The organism is Pseudomonas sp. MYb327 (assembly GCF_040438925.1).
Taxonomy (GTDB): domain Bacteria; phylum Pseudomonadota; class Gammaproteobacteria; order Pseudomonadales; family Pseudomonadaceae; genus Aquipseudomonas.
This window is the reverse complement of the sequence record NZ_CP159258.1, coordinates 546,334-561,414: the sequence shown is the minus strand read 5'-3', so window position 1 is coordinate 561,414 and position 15,081 is coordinate 546,334. Positions and strand designations below refer to the sequence as shown.

Genomic DNA, 15,081 nt, shown 5'->3' with positions numbered 1-15,081 from the left:
TCGAGCATCTGCGACTGGCGTGAAAGGCGAAAGTGCGGCAGTCTTAGGCACCCGAACAGGCCCGAAAAGGGGCTTGAATAAAAATTTCAGTGCACAAGTGTACTTTCATGTCCTTGGTGCTGTGACTTTCACCACAACGCAATAGTCTATGAGTAGGCTGCCGGTTCGAGGCATGAACGCTTCGATCGGCCGGGAAGATTTGCCCCACCTGCCGCATGGGACTATTGAGGAGCTCGCATGACCAAACAAAACGCCTTTACCCGGGAAGACCTGCTGCGCTGCAGTCGCGGTGAGCTGTTCGGCCCAGGTAACGCGCAACTGCCCGCCCCGAACATGCTGATGGTTGATCGCATCACCCTGATCAGCGAAGAAGGTGGCAAGTACGGCAAAGGTGAATTGGTCGCCGAGCTGGATATCACTCCGGACCTGTGGTTCTTCGCCTGCCATTTCGAAGGCGATCCGGTGATGCCGGGCTGCCTGGGCCTCGACGCCATGTGGCAACTGGTCGGCTTCTTCCTGGGCTGGCAAGGCCTGCCGGGCCGCGGCCGTGCGCTGGGTTCGGGCGAAGTGAAATTCTTCGGCCAAGTCCTGCCGACCGCCAAGAAAGTCACCTATAACATCCATATCAAGCGCGTCCTGAAGGGCAAGCTGAACCTGGCCATTGCCGACGGTTCGGTCACTGTCGACGGTCGCGAAATCTACACCGCCGAAGGCCTCCGGGTCGGCGTTTTCACCTCCACTGACAACTTCTAAGGGTTATTCGCATGCGCCGCGTCGTTATCACTGGTCTGGGTATTGTTTCGTGCCTGGGCAATGACAAAGAGACCGTCTCCGCTAACCTGCGTGCAAGCCGCCCTGGCATCCGGTTCAACCCGGAATATGCCGAAATGGGTCTGCGTAGCCAGGTTTCCGGCTCCATTGACCTCAACCTTGAAGAACTGATCGATCGCAAGATCTATCGCTTCGTCGGCCACGCGGCAGCTTATGCCTACCTGGCCATGAAAGACGCCATCGCTGACTCCGGCCTGACCGAAGAGCAAGTGTCCAACCCGCGCACCGGCCTGATTGCCGGTTCCGGTGGCGCCTCGACGCTGAACCAGATGGAAGCGCTGGACATCCTGCGCGAGAAAGGCGTGAAGCGCGTCGGCCCGTACCGCGTCACGCGGACCATGAGCAGCACCGTTTCCGCTTGCCTGGCCACCCCGTTCAAGATCAAGGGCCTGAACTACTCCATCGCTTCTGCCTGCGCCACCAGTGCTCACTGCATCGGTACCGCCATGGAACAGATCCAGATGGGCAAGCAGGACATCGTGTTTGCCGGTGGCGGTGAAGAAGAACACTGGAGCCAGTCGTTCCTGTTCGACGCCATGGGCGCCCTGTCCAGCAAGCGTAACGACACCCCGGAACAAGCCTCCCGCGCCTACGACGCCGACCGTGACGGTTTCGTCATCGCCGGCGGTGGCGGCATGGTCGTGGTGGAAGAGTTGGAACACGCTCTGGCCCGCGGCGCGAAAATCTACGCGGAAATCGTTGGCTACGGCGCGACGTCGGACGGCTACGACATGGTGGCCCCAAGCGGCGAAGGCGCGATCCGCTGCATGCAGCAGGCGCTGTCCACCGTCGACACCCCGATCGACTACCTGAACACCCACGGCACTTCCACTCCGGTCGGCGACGTAGCGGAAATGAAAGGTGTGCGTGAAGTGTTCGGCGACAAGGCTCCGGCCATCAGCTCCACCAAGAGCCTGTCGGGTCACTCCCTGGGCGCTGCCGGCGTTCACGAAGCGATCTACTGCATGCTGATGATGGAAGGCAACTTCATTGCCGGTTCCGCCAACATCGACGAACTGGACCCTGAAGTGGCCGACCTGCCGGTGCTGACCAAGACCCGCGAAAACGCCACCATCAACACCGTGATGAGCAACAGCTTCGGTTTCGGTGGCACCAATGCCACGCTGGTACTGAAGCGCTGGGAAGGCAAGTAATTCCCCGCTGCTGAGCCGCACATGAAAACGCCCCGACTGGTTCGGGGCGTTTTTTTTTGCGCTGCATAATGTGGCATCGCAAATCGCTTTTTGTAGGAGCCGGCTTGCCGGCGATGGCGTCTTGAGATTGCCATCGCCGGCAAGCCGGGCTCCTACAGGTACGCATTTCAATCCAGGAATTCATTGCCCTGTATATGAAGCTTTTGTCATGAAACTAAAGGCACTGCGACCGAATGTCGCGGATTTAGCGGGCTGCAGGACTGTTGCCGTTTTTGCAAAAAACCCTTTCCAAACTCAGTCGTTTACTTAGCAAGCTACCAAACCCTATAACAGAGTCCTGCACATGCCTTGCTGCAGATATCAGAGATTGGAGCTAGCAGATGACTGTAAAAGTAACTGAACGCGACGATTCACACATGTCCCACGAAGGCGTAGCCGCCGGTGTCCGGATTTGGGACGTGCATCAACAGGGTTTACTGGTCGGGATGTTCCATAACGAAATCGACGCCCACAATTACAAGGCCGAACTGGAAATCCTGGAGCAACAACGAGCGCTACGCTCCGCTTGAGCGATAACAGCATTGAAAACGACAAACCCCGCCATGAGCGGGGTTCGTCGTTATTGCAGCCTTAACCGCTTACCACATCAGATCATCAGGGATCTGATAGGCCGCGTACGGATCGTCCTCGGCAGCGACTTCTTCGGTCTGCACATTCAGCTGCACGATACGCTGAGGATCGCGCTCCTGGATCTTCAGCGCCGCTTCACGCGGGATGACTTCGTAGCCACCGGCGTGATGCACGATCGCCAGCGAGCCGTTGCTGAGCTTGTTGCGCATCAGGGTGTTGACCGAGATACGTTTGACCTTCTTGTCATCAACGAAGTTGTAGTAGTCCTCGGTCGTCAGCTTCGGCAAACGCGTGGCTTCGATCAACTGCTTGACCTGTGCGGCGCGGGCCTTGGCCTCGGCCTTCTCCTGCTGCTGGCGGTTGAGCTCCTGATCGCGCTTGACCTTCTCGGCCATGGCTTCCTGAGCTGCACGCTGCTGAGAATCATCAAGTTCGACCTGGCCTTTGTGGGCCAGGCGTTGCTGCTTCTGTTTGTCTTTGCTGACCTGCTTGGCCTGCTTCTGGTTGACCAGCCCTGCTTTGAGCAACTGGTCGCGAAGGGAAATGCTCATGGTGCTTATTACTCACTTAGGCAACTGCTCAACCGCAGCTGGGCAAATTCTTTTCCTGACGTTTGGCTTCGCCCCACAGGGCGTCCAACTCTTCGAGGGTGCAATCTTCTATGGGACGCAGGGTATCGCGCAATGCCTGTTCGATAAAACGGAAACGTCTTTCGAACTTGCTGTTGGCGCCACGCAGTGCGGTTTCAGGGTCGACCTTGAGGTGGCGCGCCAGGTTGACCACGGAAAACAGCAGATCGCCGATCTCATCCGCCACTGCCTCGGGATCATTTTCCGACATGGCTTCGAGCACTTCATCAAGCTCTTCACGGACCTTGTCCAGCACCGGCAAGGCGTCCGGCCAATCGAAACCCACCTGCCCTGCGCGTTTCTGCAATTTTGCCGAACGGGACAGTGCCGGTAATGCGGCGGGGACGTCATCAAGTAAGGACAGTTGTTGCGGTGTGCTGGACTTCTCTGCGCGCTCTTCAGCCTTGATCTCTTCCCAGCGCTGTTTGACCTGTTCTTCGTTCAGGCGTGGGGCATCCAGCGCTGCGTACAGATCGCCAGTGGGAAACACGTGAGGATGTCGGCGGATCAGCTTGCGGGTGATGCTGTCGACCACGCCAGCGAATTCGAAGCGCCCTTCTTCCCTGGCCAGTTGGCTGTAATAAACCACCTGGAACAGCAGATCACCCAGCTCACCCTGCAAATGATCGAAGTCACCGCGCTCGATGGCGTCAGCGACTTCGTAGGCTTCTTCGAGGGTGTGCGGAACGATGGTGGCGTAGGTTTGCTTGATGTCCCACGGGCAACCGAACTGCGGATCGCGCAAGCGGTTCATCAGGTGCAGCAGGTCTTCAAGTGCGTACATTATTTTTCTCTCACCAAAGAAACCTGTGGGAGCTGGCTTGCCAGCGATGGCAGTACCTCGATTTCCGGAAAGACCGAGTTGTCTGCATCGCTGGCAGGGCAGCTCCCACATTGGAACAGAGTCATCTTCAAGGCGTGCGGTTACGCCGGGTTTCAATGATGTTCGGCAATTGGGAAATCCTCCCCAGCAACCGCCCCAATGCATCCAGCCCCGGAATCTCGATGGTCAGGGACATCAACGCCGTGTTGTCTTCCTTGTTCGAGCGGGTGTTGACCGCCAGCACGTTGATCCGCTCGTTGAGCAGCACCTGCGAAACGTCACGCAGCAAACCGGAACGGTCGTAAGCGCGAATGACGATATCCACCGGATAGGTGAGCACCGGCACCGGCCCCCAGCTGACCTGGATGATCCGTTCCGGCTCGCGCCCACCCAGTTGCAGCACCGAGGCGCAATCCTGGCGGTGAATGCTCACGCCACGACCCTGGGTGATGTAACCGACGATCGCATCCCCCGGCAACGGCTGGCAGCAACCCGCCATTTGGGTCATCAGGTTGCCGACGCCCTGGATCTGGATGTCGCCACGCTTGCCCGGCTTGTAGCCGGTGGCCTTGCGTGGAATCAGTTCCAGTTGCTCGTTGCCGCGCTCCGGCTCGACCAGTTGCTGCGCCAGGTTGACCAGTTGCGCCAGGCGCAAATCGCCGGCACCGAGTGCGGCGAACAGGTCTTCGGCGGTTTTCATGTTGGCTTTGTCGGCCAACTTTTCGAAATCCACGGCCGGCAGGCCGAGGCGATTGAGTTCGCGCTCGAGCAGGGTTTTACCGGCTGCGACGTTCTGGTCGCGAGCCTGCAACTTGAACCAGTGAACAATCTTCGCCCGCGCCCGCGACGTGGTGACGTAACCCAGGTTCGGGTTCAGCCAGTCGCGGCTCGGCGTGCCGTGCTTGCTGGTGATGATCTCGACCTGTTCACCGGTTTGCAGGCTGTAGTTGAGCGGCACGATGCGCCCGTTGATCTTGGCGCCGCGGCAGTTGTGACCGATTTCGGTGTGCACGCGGTAAGCGAAGTCCAGCGGCGTCGCGCCCTTCGGCAGGTCGATGGCGTGACCGTCTGGGGTGAAGATGTAGACGCGATCAGGTTCGATATCGACCCGCAGCTGTTCCGCCAGACCGCCGATGTCGCCCAACTCTTCATGCCACTCGAGCACCTGACGCAGCCAGGAGATTTTCTCTTCGTAGTGATTGGAGCCGGATTTGACGTCGGTGCCTTTGTACTTCCAGTGCGCGCAAACCCCCAGCTCGGCCTCTTCGTGCATGGCGTGGGTGCGGATCTGCACTTCCAGCACCTTGCCCTCAGGCCCGATCACCGCTGTGTGCAGCGAGCGGTAGCCGTTCTCCTTGGGGTTGGCGATGTAGTCGTCGAACTCTTTCGGGATATGCCGCCACAAGGTATGGACGATGCCGAGCGCGGTATAGCAGTCGCGCATTTCCGGCACCAGCACGCGCACGGCGCGAACGTCGTAGATCTGGCTGAATTCCAGACCCTTGCGCTGCATTTTGCGCCAGATCGAATAGATGTGTTTGGCCCGGCCGCTGATGTCGGCATCGACACCGGTGGCTTGCAATTCGTTTTTCAGCTGGCTCATCACATCGCTGATGAAGCGCTCGCGATCCAGTCGCCGCTCATGGAGCAACTTGGCGATCTGTTTGTATTGATCGGGCTCCAGGTAACGGAAGGACAAGTCCTCCAGTTCCCACTTGATGTGACCGATACCGAGGCGATGGGCAAGCGGCGCGTAGATGTCGAAGACTTCACGGGCAACGCGGTTGCGCTTCTCGTCGTCGGCGGTTTTCACCGCCCGGATCGCGCAGGTGCGTTCGGCCAGTTTGATCAGGGCGACACGTACGTCATCGACCATGGCCACCAGCATTTTGCGCAGGTTTTCGACCTGGCCCTGAGTGCCCATCACCATGGATTTACGCGGGCTCAGGCTGTCGCTGATCGCCGCCATGCGTTGCACGCCGTCGATGAGTTTGGCCACCACCGGACCGAAGCGCTGGCTGACTGCCGGCAACTGAATCTGGCCTTCTCGCACACCACGGTACAAAACCGCGGCGACCAGCGAATCCTGATCAAGCTTGAGGTCGGCGAGAATCTCGGCGATCTCAAGGCCGGTGCGAAAACTCGAGTTGCCTTCCGACCACAAATTCTTCGCCGCATTGGCTTGTTGTTCGGCCTCGCGAGCGTACTCGCAGGCTTCTTTCAAGGCTTCGCGATCCAGTGCCAGATCGACACTGACCGCATGATCGAGCCAAGCCTCGAGATTGATACTGCCGTCGGTGTTGATCGGCTGGTGTGCTCTCACCTGTACCATCTTGCTTACCTTCCCTACGACGCAGATTCAATGCGTCAAAATCGCTGACCTTCGTTGCCTGTGAGCCCACGTCGGGCTGGTGCGCGGCTGCACGGGCGGGTCAGTCGGACCAGACGAGCATCCTAGCTCGCTTCAAATAACGCCATGGCTTCGACATGTGCCGTTTGAGGAAACATATCGAGAATCCCGGCACGTTTTAACCGGTAGCCCTGCTTGATCAATTCAACCGTATCGCGCGCCAGCGTTGCAGGGTTGCACGACACATACACCAACCGTTCGGCGCCCAGGGACTTGAGCTTGCGCACGACCTCGAAAGCACCGTCACGCGGTGGATCCAAGAGTACCGCACAAAAGCCTTCGCGCGCCCATTCGGCGTCGGTCAGAGGCTGGGATAAATCGGCCTGAAAAAACGTCGCGTTATGCAGATTATTGCTAGCGGCGTTCGCGGCAGCCCGATCGACCATCACCTGCACACCTTCCACTGCCACGACTTCGCGCACGGCTTTGGCCAGTGGCAAGGCAAAGTTGCCCAACCCACAGAATAGATCGAGAACGCGCTCCTCGGCTTGCGGCTTCAACCAGTCCAGCGCCTGGGCCACCATTGCTTCGTTGACCACGGCATTGACCTGAATGAAATCCCCCGGCCGGTACGCCAATTCCAGATCCCACTGTTCCAGGCGATAGCCCAACGACTGTTCGGCATTGACCGGGTATGGCTCGCCGTCACCGTGCAGCCACAACTGGGCTTCATGGAACGCGCAGAAATCCTTGAGGATGGTCATGTCACTTTCGGACAGAAGCGCCATGTGCCGCAGCAAAACCGCCAGGGACGAACCGCTGAACAACTCCACGTGACCCAGCGCCTGAGGTTTGCTCAAACGCCGAAGCATCTCCGGCAAGCGGCTCATGATCGGTTGCAAGGGTTGGACCAGCACCGGGCATTCATCGATGCCAACGATGTCTTGGCTGCCGGCGGCGCGGAACCCGACTTCGAGTTTCTTCGCCTTCATGTCCCAGCGCACGGCCACACGGGCGCGACGGCGGTAGGCGAATTCCGGACCGCTCAATGGCGCGGCCCATTCTTCAGGCTCGACACCGGCGACCTTGGACAATTGCTCGGCGAGCATGCGCTGTTTCAGGGCGAGTTGTTCGTTATGAGGCAAATGCTGCACGCTGCAGCCGCCGCAGCGACCGGCATGGGCACAGGGTGCCGGGCGGCGCAGTTCACTGGTCTTGAACACGCGTTCGGTGCGCGCCTCGACCACTTTGCCGTGGGCACCCAACACGCGCGCTTCGATCTCTTCACCGGCCAATGCGCCGATGACGAACCAGGTGCGGCCTTCGAAAAACGCGATGCCGCGACCGTCGTTAGCCAAGCGCTCGATAATCAGGCGCTGTTTTTTGCCGGTCGGGATTTGCGGGGCCTTGCTGCCGCCGGTGGGCTGGAAGCGCAGGCCTCTCTCATGCTTGGCCATCAGTTGGGCGCGTCGAAAATGCCGGTCGACAGGTAACGGTCGCCACGGTCGCAGATGATCGCAACGATCACCGCGTTTTCAACTTCTTTGGACAAACGCAGCATCGCTGCCACCGCGCCGCCCGAGGACACGCCGCAGAAAATACCTTCTTCGCGGGCCAGGCGACGGGTCACGTCTTCGGCTTCGCTTTGTGCCATGTCGACGATGCGGTCTACGCGATCAGCCTGGTAAATCTTCGGCAGATATTCTTGAGGCCAGCGACGGATGCCCGGAATCGCCGAGCCTTCCATCGGTTGCAAGCCGATGATCTGCACGCTCTCGCTCTGCTCCTTCAAGTAGCGCGAGACGCCCATGATGGTACCGGTGGTGCCCATGGAGCTGACGAAATGGGTGAGGGTGCCTTCGGTCTGGCGCCAGATTTCCGGGCCGGTGGTGGTGTAGTGCGCTTCCGGGTTATCACCGTTGGCGAACTGATCCAGCACCTTGCCGCGGCCTTCGGCTTCCATACGCTGGGCGAGGTCGCGGGCGCCTTCCATGCCCTCTTCCTGGCTAACCAGAATCAACTCGGCGCCGTAGGCGGTCATGGCTGCCTTGCGTTCGGCGCTGGAGTTGTCCGGCATGATCAGGATCATCTTGTAACCCTTGATCGCGGCGGCCATGGCCAGCGCGATGCCGGTGTTACCCGAGGTCGCTTCGATCAGCGTATCGCCGGCGTGGATCTGCCCGCGCAGTTCGGCGCGGGTGATCATTGACAGCGCCGGACGGTCCTTGACCGAACCCGCCGGGTTGTTCCCTTCGAGCTTGAGCAAAAGGGTGTTGCTGGTGGCGCCGGGCAGGCGCTGCAAACGGACCAGCGGAGTGTTGCCGACGCAATCGGCGATGGTTGGGTACTGCAAGGTCATGGCGTATTCGCAATCCAGACTGCGGGGGCGCCTATCATACCGGCAAACGTTCGCAGGCCATATCACGCAAAGTGCGGTGCTTATGGCTTATAGGAATAAGCCGATCAGACAGTCTTCATTTGAAACACCGCACCTGTAGGAGCGGGCTTGCCCGCGATGGCGTCATCACTTACACCACCATCATCGGCCAACAACCGCATATTCATCCGTAACCCTCTGCCCGTGTTTTCCGCCCACAGCCAACCGCCCTGCCGTCGCACTGCATTGCGAGCAATGCTTAACCCCAAGCCAAACCCACCATCCCCCGGCCGCCAGCCGTCGAGCCGGGTAAACGGCAGGAAAATTCGCTCCAGATCGGCTTCAGCCACGCCACCGCCCTGATCCTCCAGCCACAGATGCCAGTAGTCGCCATCCCGTTGACCGCCAAGATGGACAACGCCGCCCTTGGGTGAATGGCGTATGGCGTTACGCAACATGTTTTCCAAGGCCTGGGCCAAGGTATTGAGATGCCCGCGCACCCAACAGGACGCATCCACCGAACACTGTAATTGCCCTTGCGGCCAGCAACTTTCATAGCAGGCGTTTTCCGTGAGCATCTCCCACAACGCCTGGACCTGAATCGCTTCGTCGGGCAATCGGGTGCGTTCGGTATCAAGCCAGGCCAGTTGCAGTGTGTCTTCGACGAGCCGCTGCATGCCATCGACTTCACGACCAATGCGCTCGCGCAATGCGTCCAGGCCCTGCTCGCTTTCGCTGGCCACTCGCAGGCGACTCAGTGGCGTACGCAATTCGTGGGACAGATCGCGCAGCAATTGTTGTTGCAGCGCCACCGTGGTTTGCAGGCGCTCGGACATGTGATCGAACGCCCTGCCCAGTTCGCCCAACTCATCGGTACGATTGGTGGTGCGACGCGAGAGTCGCACGTTGAGCTGGTCGGCACGCCAGGCATTGGCCTGTTCGCGCAGGGTATTGAGCGGGACCACCAGCAACCGATACAGGCCGACGCACAGCAACAACGTGAACAGCGCCGGAATCACACCGTTGGTGATCACCCGCCAGAACACCCGGTAATGCCCCGGCACAAATCGTTGGGGCAGTTCGATGACCAGACTGCCGACGGAAGGATCACGGGGGAACGGCACCCGCATCCACGGCTGGCCTTTTTTGTGGATGGGCCAATCAAGGCCGCGCAGGAAAGTCAGGCGCTCGACTTCCTTTTCCGTCAACGGCTGACTGCCCAGAGACTGCAAATTGCCGCTTATAACACCTACCCAACTGGCTTCGCGCTGGCGCATCTGCTGCAACCAGCTATCGACCCCGGCGTGTTGACGCATCTGCCATGCCTGTTCCGCTTCGGCGGCGTAGCGCGTCAGCGTGCCTCGGGCATCATCCGACAGATACTGGTTTCGCTCTTCCATGTAGCGGCCCCAGGACCAGCTCAGCCAGATCATCAGCAGACAGAACGCCACCAACAGGCAAGCCAGCTTCCAGAACAGCGAATGCCGGCCCGGCAAATTACACTTCATCACTGGCGCTCAAAATGTAGCCCTTGCCCCAGACTGTCCGCACTTCGCGCTCGGTGTAGCCGACAGCCTTGAGCTTGCGGCGAATCTGGCTGATATGCATGTCCAGGCTGCGATCATGGGCTGCGTAGCCGCGTTGCAACACCTGTTGATAAAGGAAGGCCTTGCTCAGTACTTCGTCGTCGTTGCGATTCAAGGTTTCCAGCAATCGGTATTCGCTGCGCGTCAGGCCGGCGGCCTGCCCGGCATAAAACACATCAAAACACTCATCGTCGAAGCGCAGGTTGTCCACCGCAGGAACAATCGCAACCGGGTTCGGCCGACGGTCAAGTGCGACACGGCGCAGGATCGCTTCGATGCGCACCCGCAATTCAACCATGCTGAAAGGCTTGGGCAAGTAGTCATCGGCCCCCAGTTGAAACCCACTGACGCGATCCGCCTCGGCGCCGAGCGCCGACATCAGCAACACCGGCGTCGAATGACTCTGACGCAACTGCGTCAGCACCGACAGCCCGTCCAGGCCTGGCAACAGAATATCCATCAGCACCACGTCGAACGTTTGTTGGCGGGCAGCGACCAGGCCTTCCTGGCCGTTCTGGCACCAGGTCACCTGAAAACCGCTACGACCCAAATGCTCGTGAACATAGGCGCCGAGTACGAGGTCGTCTTCGATGGAGAGGATGCGGGGATGGCCAGCAGCGATGGGAGTCATATCTATCTGCAACTAATTCTCAGTTAATAATTATTAAAGATTGCGTCTCCGGGGGCAACCCAAGGTTTGCAAAGGACGCAAAAGTGCAGATTTTGCCGACGAATGACGACATCAATTTTACGAAGATTGCCCGCCTGCAAATCGCTACACTGCGCAAGTGATGCGTGCCGCACGCTAGTGCAGGTCTATAGATAGCTGGATGCAGGAGAGAGGCGTGCTCAAGAAACTGGGAATCAAAGGCCGCGTGCTGTTGCTGACCCTGCTGCCGACCAGCCTGATGGCGTTGGTTTTGGGTGGCTATTTCACCTGGATGCAGCAATCCGACCTGCAAACCCAACTCATGCAGCGCGGGGAAATGATCGCCGAGCAACTGGCCCCGTTGGTGGCGCCAGCGATGGGGCACAAAAACAGTGAGCTGCTGGAGCGCATTGCCACGCAATCTCTGGAGCAACCGGATGTGCGCGCCGTGACCTTCCTCGCTCCAGACCGCACGCCGCTGGCCCACGCCGGCCCAACCATGCTCAATCAGGCGCCGCTGGGCGACGATTCGCGGATGCTGCATCGAAGCGGCAACGATGCGACGCGCTACCTGCTGCCGGTGTTCGGCAAGCATCGCAATCTGGCCGGTGATGTGATCCCCGATGAAACCGACCGCCTGCTGGGCTGGGTCGAACTCGAACTGTCCCACAACGGCATGCTGCTGCGCGGTTACCGAAGCCTGTTTGCCAGCTTGCTGATGATTGGCGCGGGACTGGTCGGTGCGGCGCTGTTGGCATTACGCATGGGCCGCACGATCAATCGACCGCTGAACCAGATCAAGCAAGCGGTGACCCAACTCAAGGACGGCCACCTGGAAACCCGCCTGCCGCCGCTGGGCAGCCAGGAACTGGACGAATTGGCGTCCGGCATCAACCGCATGGCCGGCACCCTGCAAAATGCCCAGGAAGAATTGCAGCACAGCATCGACCAGGCCACTGAAGACGTGCGCCAAAACCTCGAAACCATCGAAATCCAGAACATCGAACTCGACCTGGCGCGCAAGGAAGCGTTGGAAGCGAGCCGGATCAAATCCGAATTCCTCGCCAACATGAGCCATGAAATCCGCACGCCGCTCAACGGCATTCTCGGTTTTACCCATTTGCTGCAAAAAAGCGAGTTGACCCCGCGCCAGCTCGATTATCTGGGCACCATCGAAAAGTCCGCCGACAGCTTGCTGGGAATCATCAACGAGATCCTCGACTTCTCGAAAATCGAGGCCGGCAAACTGGTGCTCGACCATATTCCGTTCAATCTGCGCGACCTGCTTCAGGACACGCTGACCATCCTCGCCCCGGCGGCGCACGCCAAACAGCTGGAGCTGGTCAGCCTGGTTTATCGCGACACGCCGCTGTCGCTAGTGGGCGATCCGCTGCGACTCAAGCAGATCCTCACGAATCTGGTGAGCAACGCGATCAAGTTCACCCGCGAAGGCACAATCGTCGCCCGCGCCATGCTCGAAGACGAGCAAGAAGATAGCGTGCAATTGCGCATCAGTATCCAGGACACCGGCATCGGTCTGTCGAACCAGGACGTGCGCACCCTGTTCCAAGCCTTCAGCCAGGCCGACAATTCGTTGTCCCGCCAACCCGGCGGCACCGGCCTGGGGCTGGTGATTTCCAAGCGCCTGATCGAACAAATGGGCGGCGAAATCGGTGTCGACAGTACGCCTGGCGAAGGTTCGGAGTTCTGGATCAGCCTGAGCCTGCCGAAAACCCGCGACGACGCCGAAGACCTGCCCGGCCCGCCGCTGTCCGGTCGCCGCGTGGCCGTGCTGGAAAATCACGAACTGGCCCGCCAGGCGTTGCAGCACCAACTGGAAGACTGCGGCCTCGCCGTCACGCCTTTCAATACGCTGGAAAGCCTGACCAATGGAGTGACCGTTGCCCATCAGACGGATCAGGCGATCGACCTGGCGGTACTGGGCGTGACCAGTAACGACATGCCGCCGGAGCGTCTGAATCAGTACATCTGGGACCTCGAACACCTGGGCTGCAAGGTGCTGGTGTTGTGTCCGACCACGGAACAGACGATGTTCCACCTCTCTGTCCCCAACCCCCACAGCCAGCTCCAGGCCAAACCGGCCTGCACGCGCAAGTTGCGGCGTGCACTGTCCGACCTGGTCAACCCGCGCCAGCCACGCAGTGAACCCGGCGAGCCGGTGTCCAGCCGTGCGCCGAAAGTGCTTTGCGTCGACGACAACCCGGCCAACCTGCTGCTGGTGCAAACCCTGCTCGAAGACATGGGCGCCAAGGTGCTGGCGGTTGAAAGCGGTTACGCCGCCGTCAAAGCGGTGCAAAACGAAACCTTCGATCTGGTGCTGATGGACGTGCAAATGCCCGGCATGGACGGACGCCAAAGCACCGAAGCGATCCGCCAGTGGGAGAGCGAACGGCATTGCACACCGCTGCCAATCGTCGCCCTCACCGCCCACGCCATGGCCAACGAAAAACGCGCGTTGCTGCAAAGCGGCATGGACGACTACCTGACCAAACCGATCAGCGAGCGGCAACTGGCGCAAGTGGTGTTGAAATGGAGTGGCCTGGCGCTGCGCAACCAGCGTGCGGAACGATCCGGCGACAGCCATGGTGGCGCCTACGAGTTGCAGGTACTCGATCACGAAGAAGGCTTGCGCCTGGCCGCCGGGAAGGCCGATCTGGCAGCGGACATGCTGGCGATGCTGTTGGCCTCGCTGGAAGCCGACCGCGAAGCGATCCGCCAGGCTCAGCAAAGCAACGACCACAACGCCTTGATCGAACGGGTCCATCGCTTGCACGGCGCGACCCGTTATTGCGGCGTTCCGCAACTGCGCGCCGCCTGCCAACGCAGCGAAACCCTGCTCAAGCAACAAGACCCGAAAGCTTTCGGCGCACTCGAAGACCTCGACCGGGCGATCAACCGCCTGGCCACCCAGGCGCGTATCAATGCCTGACGCAGCGCAATCACCTTGCACACGTAGAGCGCTAAACTCACCGCAATCAGTGCAGGCGCTGGCTTGCCAGCGCCTACAGGAAAGGGACAAGGGAGTGAAGCATGCGCACGATTCTTTTCAGCAGCCAGACCTACGACCGCGACAGTTTTCTCGCCGCGGATCTGCCGGCCGGCATTGAGTTGCACTTCCAGTCGGCGCGCCTGAGCCTCGATACCGCGGCGCTGGCGGAACATCACGAAGTGGTCTGTGCCTTCATTAATGATGACCTCAGCGCCCCGGTGCTCGAACGCCTGGCGGCCGGCGGCACACGCCTGATCGCCCTGCGCTCGGCCGGTTACAACCATGTCGACCTGGCGGCGGCGAAACGTTTGGGGATGACGATTGTGCGTGTCCCGGCCTACTCGCCCCATGCCGTGGCCGAACACGCGGTGGCGTTGATCCTGGCGCTCAACCGCCGTTTGCACCGTGCCTATAACCGCACCCGCGAGGGTGATTTCAGCCTGCACGGGCTGACCGGATTTGACCTGGTGGGCAAGACCGTCGGCGTGGTCGGCACCGGGCAAATCGGCGCGACCTTCGCGAAAATCATGAACGGCTTCGGCTGCCAATTGCTGGCCTACGACCCGTATCCCAACCCTCAAGTCGAAGCGCTGGGCGCCCGTTATGTGGATTTGCCGCAGCTGCTGGCCGAGTCGCAGATCATCAGCCTGCACTGCCCGCTCAACGCGCAAAGCAAGCATTTGATCAACGGCGAATCATTGGCGCACATGCAACCGGGCGCGATGTTGATCAACACCGGCCGTGGGGGGCTGGTGGATACGCCAGCGCTGATCGACGCCTTGAAGAACGGTCAGCTCGGGTATCTGGGGCTGGATGTGTATGAAGAAGAGGCGCAGCTGTTTTTCGAGGACCGCTCCGATCAGCCCTTGCAGGACGATGTTCTGGCGCGATTGCTGACCTTTCCCAACGTGATAATCACTGCGCACCAGGCTTTCTTGACCCGCGAAGCCCTGGGCGCGATTGCCGCGACCACCTTGCACAACATCGCCGCGTGGGCGGCCGGAACAGCGCAGAACCGGGTCGAGGGCGACTGAACCTGATC

General features: G+C 60.1%; 12 protein-coding genes. 5 read left to right on the top strand and 7 right to left on the bottom strand.

The features are described 5' to 3' along the window. The first annotated feature begins 237 nt into the window (after positions 1-237). The 3 genes from fabA (at position 238) to ABVN21_RS02505 (ending at position 2,554) form a co-directional block, all read left to right on the top strand. Entirely contained in the window at positions 238-753 is a 516-nt protein-coding gene (gene fabA, locus ABVN21_RS02515) for a 3-hydroxyacyl-[acyl-carrier-protein] dehydratase FabA (RefSeq protein ID WP_003179264.1), read from the top strand. 11 nt (positions 754-764) lie between these two features. Beyond that, positions 765-1,985 (top strand): beta-ketoacyl-ACP synthase I, encoded by a 1,221-nt coding sequence (fabB, locus tag ABVN21_RS02510; protein WP_007957797.1) that lies wholly within the window; start codon positions 765-767, stop codon positions 1,983-1,985. A gap of 380 nt (positions 1,986-2,365) precedes the next feature. Continuing rightward, entirely contained in the window at positions 2,366-2,554 is a 189-nt protein-coding gene (locus ABVN21_RS02505; RefSeq protein ID WP_339556488.1) for a hypothetical protein, read from the top strand. 69 nt (positions 2,555-2,623) lie between these two features. On the opposite strand, the gene ABVN21_RS02500 is transcribed toward ABVN21_RS02505, so the two are convergent. The 7 genes from ABVN21_RS02500 to ABVN21_RS02470 all read right to left on the bottom strand — a co-directional run bounded on the left by ABVN21_RS02500 (position 2,624) and on the right by ABVN21_RS02470 (position 11,011). Further along, positions 2,624-3,166, bottom strand: coding sequence for a DUF2058 domain-containing protein (locus tag ABVN21_RS02500; RefSeq protein WP_339556487.1), 543 nt, complete (start codon positions 3,164-3,166; stop codon positions 2,624-2,626). 28 nt (positions 3,167-3,194) lie between these two features. Then, entirely contained in the window at positions 3,195-4,028 is an 834-nt protein-coding gene (gene mazG / locus ABVN21_RS02495) for a nucleoside triphosphate pyrophosphohydrolase (protein ID WP_339556486.1), read from the bottom strand. 127 nt (positions 4,029-4,155) lie between these two features. Beyond that, positions 4,156-6,399, bottom strand: a complete 2,244-nt coding sequence (relA, locus tag ABVN21_RS02490; RefSeq protein WP_339556485.1) for a GTP diphosphokinase — start codon at positions 6,397-6,399, stop codon at positions 4,156-4,158. Positions 6,400-6,521: 122 nt separating this feature from the next. Beyond that, positions 6,522-7,874 (bottom strand): 23S rRNA (uracil(1939)-C(5))-methyltransferase RlmD, encoded by a 1,353-nt coding sequence (gene rlmD / locus ABVN21_RS02485; RefSeq protein ID WP_339556484.1) that lies wholly within the window; start codon positions 7,872-7,874, stop codon positions 6,522-6,524. Beyond that, on the bottom strand, positions 7,874-8,776 hold the full coding sequence (cysM, locus tag ABVN21_RS02480; RefSeq protein WP_339556483.1) for a cysteine synthase CysM: 903 nt from the start codon (positions 8,774-8,776) through the stop codon (positions 7,874-7,876). The genes rlmD and cysM overlap by 1 nt, the downstream gene beginning before the upstream one ends. Before the next feature lie 104 nt (positions 8,777-8,880). Next, positions 8,881-10,302: a sensor histidine kinase gene (locus tag ABVN21_RS02475; protein WP_339556482.1), complete on the bottom strand. Its 1,422-nt coding sequence runs from the start codon at positions 10,300-10,302 to the stop codon at positions 8,881-8,883. Continuing rightward, positions 10,292-11,011, bottom strand: coding sequence for a response regulator transcription factor (locus ABVN21_RS02470; RefSeq protein WP_339556481.1), 720 nt, complete (start codon positions 11,009-11,011; stop codon positions 10,292-10,294). Before ABVN21_RS02470 ends, ABVN21_RS02475 begins: the two co-directional genes overlap by 11 nt. A gap of 214 nt (positions 11,012-11,225) precedes the next feature. Between ABVN21_RS02470 and ABVN21_RS02465 the strand changes: the two genes are divergently transcribed. Together ABVN21_RS02465 and ABVN21_RS02460 are read left to right on the top strand one after the other, a co-directional pair. Next, a complete protein-coding gene (locus ABVN21_RS02465; RefSeq protein WP_339556480.1) occupies positions 11,226-13,979 on the top strand; it encodes a response regulator in 2,754 nt (917 codons plus the stop codon). Positions 13,980-14,080: 101 nt separating this feature from the next. After that, positions 14,081-15,073: a 2-hydroxyacid dehydrogenase gene (locus ABVN21_RS02460; RefSeq protein WP_339556479.1), complete on the top strand. Its 993-nt coding sequence runs from the start codon at positions 14,081-14,083 to the stop codon at positions 15,071-15,073. Positions 15,074-15,081: the final 8 nt, after the last annotated feature.

What these genes read in the sequence shown, in the direction of transcription:
- rlmD (WP_339556484.1), bottom strand. Translation starts at nt 7,874, where the DNA reads ATGGCCAAGCATGAGAGAGGCCTGCGCTTCCAGCCCACCGGCGGCAGC.
- relA (WP_339556485.1), bottom strand. Translation starts at nt 6,399, where the DNA reads ATGGTACAGGTGAGAGCACACCAGCCGATCAACACCGACGGCAGTATC.
- ABVN21_RS02475 (WP_339556482.1), bottom strand. Translation starts at nt 10,302, where the DNA reads ATGAAGTGTAATTTGCCGGGCCGGCATTCGCTGTTCTGGAAGCTGGCT.
- ABVN21_RS02470 (WP_339556481.1), bottom strand. Translation starts at nt 11,011, where the DNA reads ATGACTCCCATCGCTGCTGGCCATCCCCGCATCCTCTCCATCGAAGAC.
- ABVN21_RS02460 (WP_339556479.1), top strand. Translation starts at nt 14,081, where the DNA reads ATGCGCACGATTCTTTTCAGCAGCCAGACCTACGACCGCGACAGTTTT.
- cysM (WP_339556483.1), bottom strand. Translation starts at nt 8,776, where the DNA reads ATGACCTTGCAGTACCCAACCATCGCCGATTGCGTCGGCAACACTCCG.
- fabA (WP_003179264.1), top strand. Translation starts at nt 238, where the DNA reads ATGACCAAACAAAACGCCTTTACCCGGGAAGACCTGCTGCGCTGCAGT.
- mazG (WP_339556486.1), bottom strand. Translation starts at nt 4,028, where the DNA reads ATGTACGCACTTGAAGACCTGCTGCACCTGATGAACCGCTTGCGCGAT.
- ABVN21_RS02505 (WP_339556488.1), top strand. Translation starts at nt 2,366, where the DNA reads ATGACTGTAAAAGTAACTGAACGCGACGATTCACACATGTCCCACGAA.
- fabB (WP_007957797.1), top strand. Translation starts at nt 765, where the DNA reads ATGCGCCGCGTCGTTATCACTGGTCTGGGTATTGTTTCGTGCCTGGGC.
- ABVN21_RS02500 (WP_339556487.1), bottom strand. Translation starts at nt 3,166, where the DNA reads ATGAGCATTTCCCTTCGCGACCAGTTGCTCAAAGCAGGGCTGGTCAAC.